At 62.9% G+C, this 6861-nt stretch carries 5 protein-coding genes; all 5 read left to right on the top strand.

The features are described 5' to 3' along the window. Nucleotides 1-367 precede the first annotated feature (367 nt). The 5 genes from rimP to truB all read left to right on the top strand — a co-directional run bounded on the left by rimP (nt 368) and on the right by truB (nt 6815). Complete coding sequence (gene rimP / locus FFS21_RS31435; protein WP_137928585.1) at nt 368-856, top strand: ribosome maturation factor RimP; 489 nt, start codon at nt 368-370, stop codon at nt 854-856. Next, nucleotides 853-2328, top strand: coding sequence for a transcription termination factor NusA (nusA, locus tag FFS21_RS31430; RefSeq protein WP_137928584.1), 1476 nt, complete (start codon nt 853-855; stop codon nt 2326-2328). The genes rimP and nusA overlap by 4 nt, the downstream gene beginning before the upstream one ends. Nucleotides 2329-2410: 82 nt before the next feature. Further along, a complete protein-coding gene (gene infB / locus FFS21_RS31425) occupies nt 2411-5344 on the top strand; it encodes a translation initiation factor IF-2 (protein WP_137928583.1) in 2934 nt (977 codons plus the stop codon). An 82-nt stretch (nt 5345-5426) separates the two neighbouring features. Then, complete coding sequence (gene rbfA, locus FFS21_RS31420; RefSeq protein WP_137928582.1) at nt 5427-5813, top strand: 30S ribosome-binding factor RbfA; 387 nt, start codon at nt 5427-5429, stop codon at nt 5811-5813. A gap of 63 nt (nt 5814-5876) precedes the next feature. Next, entirely contained in the window at nt 5877-6815 is a 939-nt protein-coding gene (truB, locus tag FFS21_RS31415; RefSeq protein ID WP_137928581.1) for a tRNA pseudouridine(55) synthase TruB, read from the top strand. Nucleotides 6816-6861 lie beyond the last annotated feature (46 nt).

Here is a 6861-nt window from a genome sequence, read left to right as displayed (position 1 = left end):
GCGGTGGTGGTCGGGGCGGTCATCGCTGACGCCAGGCAGGGTGGGGTCGATGTGCGCATGGCGTCATTGCCCCCATCCAGTGCGGATACAACCGGCTTTTGCCTTTTGGACATAATCCGCGTATAATCCAAGTCTATTCAAAAGTATCATCCTCAGTGGGATGGGCGAATGATGGGCATTGCGCCCATTTTTTTTTGGTTCGCCCGTTCGTGAGTGCGCGTCGAGTGCGGCTGGTTTGCGCCACGCTGCGCACCGCCCGAGGGTGATGGGCAGGCAGGGGCAGCTTACAGGTTTCGGAAACTCGCTTTCAGAACGTTGTGTTGTCCAGTGCCTGCCACGGTGTTGAAGGCCACTACTCGGGATTACAGTGCATCTGGCAGATTTGATCGAAACCACCCTTATCGGCATGGGCTACGAGTTGGTTGAGCTTGAGCGTGCCCCGGCCGGACTTCTGCGTGTCTACATCGATCAGCCTGAAACCGGCATCGTCATTGAGGATTGCGAGAAGGTAAGCCGCCAGCTTACCCACGTTCTGACAGTGGAGAACGTCGATTACGAGCGCCTCGAAGTGTCGTCGCCCGGTCTGGATCGTCCGCTCAAGAAGTTGGCTGATTTTGTCCGCTTCGTCGGCGCCGAAGCCAGGGTCACGCTGCGCCTGCCGGTCAACGGCCAGAAGAATTTCGTCGGCATCCTGAGGGAACCCTCGGGCGAAGCTGGCGCCGAGAAGATCGGCCTGGAATTCGAGGGCAAGGATGGTCCGGCGCTGCTGGAATTCGCCATACCCGATGTCGACAAGGCACGCCTGGTGCCGGTGATCGACTTCAAGGGAAATCAAAGAAAAGGGAACAAGCAATGAGCCGCGAAGTTCTGTTGCTCGTCGATGCGCTAGCGCGCGAGAAGAACGTCGACAAGGATGTGGTTTTCGGTGCGCTGGAGGCGGCACTCGCCTCTGCGACCAAGAAGCGTTTCGAGGAAGACGTGGATATCCGCGTCCATATCGACCGTGAATCCGGTGAGCATGAAACGTTCCGCCGCTGGCTCGTGGTTCCTGACGAACAGGGCCTGCAGGAGCCGGACAAGCAGATCCTGCTGTTCGAAGCCCGTGACCAGATCGCCGATATCGAACTCGATGAGTTCATCGAGGAACAGATCGAGTCCGTGGAATTCGGCCGGATCGGCGCGCAGGCTGCCAAGCAGGTGATCCTGCAGCGCATCCGCGATGCCGAGCGCGAGCAGATCCTGAACGACTACCTCGATCGCGGCGAAAAGATCATGACCGGCACGGTCAAGCGCGCCGACAAGAAGGGTCTGATCGTGGAATCTGGCCGCGTGGAAGCGCTGCTGGCACGCGATCAGATCATTCCGAAGGAAAACCTGCGCACCGGTGATCGCGTGCGTGCGTACATCCTGAACGTGGACCGTGCTGCGCGCGGCCCGCAGATCGAGCTGTCGCGTACGGCACCCGAGTTCCTGATCAAGCTGTTCGAGAACGAAGTGCCCGAGATGGAACAGGGCCTGCTGGAAATCAAGGCGGCTGCCCGCGACCCGGGCGTTCGCGCCAAGATCGCCGTGGTGGCGCATGACAAGCGTATTGACCCGATCGGTACCTGCGTCGGCGTGCGAGGCACGCGTGTGACGGCGGTGCGCAACGAGATCGGTGGCGAAGCCGTGGACATCGTGCTGTGGTCGGAAGATCCGGCGCAGTTCGTGATCGGTGCGCTGGCGCCGGCCCAGGTCCAGTCGATCGTGGTCGACGAAGAGAAGCACAGCATGGATGTGGTGGTGGACGAGGAAAACCTCGCCATCTCCATCGGTCGCAGTGGTCAGAACGTACGCCTGGCGTCGGAGCTGACCGGCTGGCAGATCAACATCATGACGCAGGAAGAATCGGCGCAAAAGCAGGCCGAGGAAAGCGAAGTGGTACGCAAGCTGTTCATGGCCAAGCTGGACGTGGACGAGGAAGTGGCGGACATCCTGATCGACGAAGGTTTCTCCACGCTGGAAGAAGTGGCCTATGTGCCTATCAGCGAAATGATGGAGATCGAGGCCTTCGACGAAGATACCGTCACCGAGTTGCGCAATCGCGCCCGCGATGCGCTGCTGACGATGGAACTGGCCCGGGAAGAAAAGGTGGAAGAGGTATCGCAGGACCTGCGTTCCCTCGACGGCCTGACGCCCGAGCTGATCGGCAAGCTGGCCGAAGGCAATATCCACACGCGCGACGACCTGGCCGAACTGGCCGTGGACGAACTGGTCGAGATGGCCAGCGTGACCGAGGATGAGGCCCGCGGGCTGATCATGAAAGCACGGGAACATTGGTTTAACTGAGGGACACGTCCGGGCCTGGCTCGGACGCGCTTTCCGCACACGAATTGTCCCGACGTAGAAACCGAGCATTGAAAGGGTTTGAATGGCAAGCACAACAGTTGCCCAACTGGCCGCAGAACTGAGCCGCAGCCCTGCTGCACTGCTGGAACAATTGCAGGCAGCTGGGGTGGGCAAGGCAAAGCCTGAAGACATCATTACCGAATCGGACAAGACCCGACTGCTGGATTTCCTCAAGCGGTCGCATGGTCAGGCCGACGATAGCGCGCGCAAGAAGATCACATTGACCAAGCGTGAAACTTCGGAGATCCGCCAGTCGGACTCCACCGGCAAGACCCGCACGGTGCAGGTCGAGGTACGCAAGAAGCGCGTGCTGGTGAAGCGTGACGACGTGGAATCGCACGACGATGGCGCCGACGAGCAGGCCGCGGCTGACGCCGCCGAGCAGGCACGTCGCGACGAAGAGGCGCGTCGGCAGGAAGCGGAGGCCCTGGCTCGCCAGGAAGCCGAAGCCCAGGCTGCACGCGAAGCCGCCGAACGCGAGGAAGCCGAACGCCGCGCGCGCCAGGAAGCCGCCGAGGCCGAGCAGCGCCGCCAGGCTGAACTGCTCGCGCAGAAGGCCGAGGAAGAGGCTGCCGCTTCGCGCGCCGCGACCGACGCCGCCGAGGAAACTGCGCGCAAGAAGGCCGAAGACGACAAGGCGCGTCTGGCTGGTGAGCGTGCGCAGGCCCAGAAAAACGCCGACGATGCGAAGGCTGCTGCCGACAAGGCACGCGCCGAGCAGGACAGCGCCAAGGCCGCCGCCGACAAGGCACGTGCCGAGCAGGATGCTGCCGCGCGCCGCCGTCGCGAAGCTGCAGAGGCCGAGGCCCGCGCCATCCAGCAGATGCTGAATGCGCCGCCGCGCGTGCTCAAGGCGCCGTCGGAACGCAAGGCAGAGGAGAAGAAGGCCGAGCAGACCGGCACGCTGCACAAGCCGGTGAAGCCGGCGGGTGCCACGACCGAGCCGAAGAAGGACGAAAAGAAGGCCGCACCGGCCGCCACTACCACCACGACGACGGCGACCGCCGACAAGAAGGGTGGCAAGGGCGCCAAGGCTGGCGGCTGGCAAGACGACAATCGCGGCAAGAAGGGCAGCGGCCTGAAGACGCGCGGCGATTCGTCCGGCGGCACGGGCGGCTGGCGCAGTGGTTCGCGTGGTCGCGGCGGCAAGCAGCATGCCGACGATCGCAGCAACTTCCAGGCGCCGACCGAGCCGGTCATCCGTGAAGTGCACGTGCCGGAAACCATCTCCGTGGCCGACCTGGCGCACAAGATGGCCGTGAAGGCATCCGAGGTCATCAAGCAGATGATGAAGCTCGGCCAGATGGTCACGATCAACCAGGTGCTGGACCAGGAAACCGCCATGATCGTGGTGGAAGAAATGGGCCACAAGGCGTTTGCCGCCAAGCTGGACGATCCGGAAGCCCTGCTGGTGGTGGATGGCGAGGATCACACTGACGCCGAACTGCTGCCGCGTCCGCCGGTGGTGACCGTGATGGGTCACGTCGACCACGGCAAGACGTCGCTGCTGGACTACATCCGCCGCACCAAGGTTGCCGCGGGCGAAGCCGGTGGTATCACGCAGCACATTGGCGCGTACCACGTGGAAACCGACCGTGGCGTGATCACGTTCCTGGACACCCCGGGTCACGAGGCCTTCACGGCCATGCGTGCCCGTGGTGCCAAGGCGACCGATATCGTGATCCTGGTGGTGGCTGCCGACGACGGCGTGATGCCGCAGACCAAGGAAGCGATTGCGCACGCCAAGGCTGCCGGAGTGCCGATCGTGGTGGCGATCAACAAGATCGACAAGCCGGACGGCAACCCGGACCGCGTCAAGCAGGAACTGGTGGCAGAGCAGGTCTTGCCGGAAGAGTACGGCGGCGATTCGCCGTTCGTGCCGGTGTCCGCGAAGACCGGTTTTGGTATCGAAGAACTGCTGGAACAGGTGTCGCTGCAGGCGGAAGTGCTGGAACTGAAGGCCCCCGTCGATGCACCGGCCAAGGGTCTGGTCGTGGAAGCCCAGCTCGACAAGGGCAAGGGCCCGATCGCAACGATCCTGGTCAGCAGCGGCACGCTCAAGCGTGGCGACGTCGTGCTGGCAGGCAGCGCCTACGGTCGTGTGCGCGCCATGCTGGACGAAAACGGCAAGCCGGCGAAGGAAGCTGGTCCGTCGATCCCGGTGGAAATCCAGGGTCTGTCGGAAGTGCCGGCCGCCGGTGAAGAAGTGCTGGTGCTGCCGGATGAGCGCAAGGCACGTGAAATCGCGCTGTTCCGTCAGGGCAAGTTCCGCGACGTGAAGCTGGCCAAGCAGCAGGCGGCCAAGCTGGAAACGATGCTGGAGCAGATGGCCGAAGGCGAAGTCCAGTCGCTGCCGCTGATCGTGAAGGCGGACGTGCAGGGTTCGCAGGAAGCGCTGGTGCAGTCGCTGCAGAAGCTTTCGACCGCCGAAGTGCGCGTGCAGATCGTGCACGGTGGCGTGGGTGGCATTTCGGAGTCGGACGTCAACCTGGCGACCGCCTCGAAGGCTGTCATCATCGGCTTCAACGTGCGAGCCGACGCTGGCGCGCGCAAGCTGGCCGAGCACAACGGCATCGATATCCGCTACTACAACATCATTTACGATGCGGTAGACGAGATCAAGGCGGCGATGTCGGGCATGCTGGCGCCGGAAAAGCGCGAGACGACGATCGGTCAGGTGGAAGTCCGTCAGGTCTTCCGCGTGCCGAAGATCGGTGCGGTGGCGGGTTGTATGGTCACCGACGGCATGGTCAAGCGCTCGTCGCTGGTCCGCGTGCTGCGCAACAACGTGGTGATCCACAGCGGCGAACTGGACTCGCTCAAGCGTTTCAAGGACGACGTCAAGGAAGTCAAGCAAGGTTTCGAGTGCGGCTTGTCGATCAAGAACTTCAACGACGTTCAGGAAGGCGACCAACTCGAGGTGTACGAAATCACCGAGGTGGCGCGTACGCTGTAAGGCGCAACGCAGAACGGCAGGCTCCGGCCTGCCGTTTTTACTTCGGCAAGGCAAAAAGCAGCAAGCAAGCTAAAAGTATTGAATGGCCAAGAAAGGCAATATCTCCTCCCGTAACCTGCGCCTGTCCGACCAGATCCAGAAGGAACTGGCCGAGATGATCCAGCGCGAGCTTCGCGATCCGCGCCTGGGTCTGGTGACCCTGCAATCGGTCGCGCTGACGCCCGACTACGCGCACGCCAAGGTCTATTTCACGGTGCTAGGCGCCGAGCCGGACGTAGCGGCTGGCATCCTCCGTGAGAAGGCTGGCTACCTGCACTCGTTGCTGTTCAAGCGCCTGCATATCCATACGGTGCCGACGCTGCATTTCCATCACGATACGTCGGTGGAGCATGCGATCGAAATGTCCAAGCTGATCAACGAGGCGAACGCCACGCGTTCGAAGGACGACGACACGCGTACCGACGAGTAGTCGATCCGCATATCCCCAAACGCGCCGGCGTTCGCCGGTGCCGCTTCTCTCGAATTTCCCGCAATGACCGATTCCCAAGCCAGCCGTCCGCCCCGGTTGCCGCGCCGTGACGTCCATGGCGTGCTGTTGCTCGACAAGCCGCTGGGCCTTTCGTCCAACGACGCGCTGGTGCGCGCCAAGCGCCTGCTGCGCGCGAACAAGGCCGGGCACACCGGTACGCTCGATCCGCTGGCGACCGGCTTGCTGCCGCTTTGCTTTGGCGAAGCGACCAAGTTCTCGCAGGATCTGCTTGAAGCAGACAAGACCTACGAGGCTGAGGTGCGATTGGGCGCGACCACGACCACGGGCGATGCGGAGGGCGATGTTGTCGTCGAGCGTCCCGTGACATGCAATCGCGCTGCGCTGGATGCGGCGGTCGCGCGCTTTACGGGCGATATCGAACAAGTGCCGCCGATGTATTCGGCGCTGAAGAAGGACGGCAAACCACTCTACGAATACGCGCGCGCCGGCCAGACCGTGGAGCGCGCGGTGCGTCGGGTGACGATTCACGAACTGACCTTGCTCGACGTGGACCTCGCGAATCAACGGTTCACGATGCGCGTGACGTGCAGTAAAGGCACGTACATTCGGACTTTGGCCGAGGACATCGGCGAAGTATTGGGTTGCGGCGCGCACCTGACCGGCCTGCGTCGTACTGCCGTGGGCGATCTCACGCTTGATGGCGCGGTGACGCTGGAGCAGATCGATGCCCAGACTGATGACGAGCGGCCAGGAATGCTGGCGCCAGTGGATGCGCTACTGCAGCGCTGCGTACGCGTGGACCTCGATGCCGTGGCGGCGGGACGGTTCGTGCAGGGTCAGCGGATTGCGCGTCGGGATCTGCCGGAAGGGCAAGTGCAGGAAGAGGGCGTGCTGGCGCGGGTCTATGGCGAAGGGAAACTGCTGGGCGTGGCGAGGATGAAGGAAGGGGCGTTGAGGCCGGAGCGGTTGGTGAAGCTCTGATTCACAGCGCTGATTTACTCCCCTCTCCCACCAAGTGGGAGAGGGG

The organism is Cupriavidus sp. 2SB (assembly GCF_005503625.1).
Classification (GTDB): domain Bacteria; phylum Pseudomonadota; class Gammaproteobacteria; order Burkholderiales; family Burkholderiaceae; genus Cupriavidus.
The sequence above is the reverse complement of the archived record's forward strand: the minus strand, read 5'-3'. Positions and strand labels throughout refer to the sequence as shown.